This window comes from Pseudomonas sp. Fl5BN2 (assembly GCF_009908205.1).
Lineage (GTDB): Bacteria > Pseudomonadota > Gammaproteobacteria > Pseudomonadales > Pseudomonadaceae > Aquipseudomonas.
This window is the reverse complement of sequence record NZ_JAAARL010000093.1, coordinates 1-411: the sequence shown is the minus strand read 5'-3', so window position 1 is coordinate 411 and position 411 is coordinate 1. Positions and strand designations below refer to the sequence as shown.

Annotated in this window: 1 protein-coding gene; it reads right to left on the bottom strand. The window is 43.8% G+C overall.

Features of this window, described 5'->3' with window-relative positions; genetic code table 11:
- Nucleotides 1-55: 55 nt before the first annotated feature.
- On the bottom strand, nt 56-411 hold a 356-nt coding region (locus GV819_RS32730; RefSeq protein WP_161760129.1), incomplete at its 5' end, for a DUF3440 domain-containing protein.

Sequence of the window (411 nt, the reverse complement as noted above, 5' to 3'; positions counted from 1 at the left end):
GCTTTGATGCGATCATCTTCCGGCAAGCTGGCGAGAAATTGCGTTAAATCCTGCGTTAATCGTTGTTGCATAGTATCCCCCATTCCTGACGTTTTCCTTTTATCCGTTCGTTATAACGCTGATAGTTCTTCGCTTTCGTAGGACTAAATGATAATGCTCGACACCAGTAATCGTTATTGAGTAAAACTTTGCATATCCGCCGCCAGGAGGGGATATCTTTCGCGCCAATGTCCCCTTGCTGGGTTTGTGGAACCTCGATGCCTTTTTTCTGATACCAGTGCAAATAAATGGCGATTTTATTGCGGTAATGCTCAGCTGTTTTTTCCGGCATGCTATTGAGCAGCAATAATGCATATTCTTGCCAGTCTAAATGTTCTGGCTTGAGGATTTTCCGATGCCCATAGAAATGAT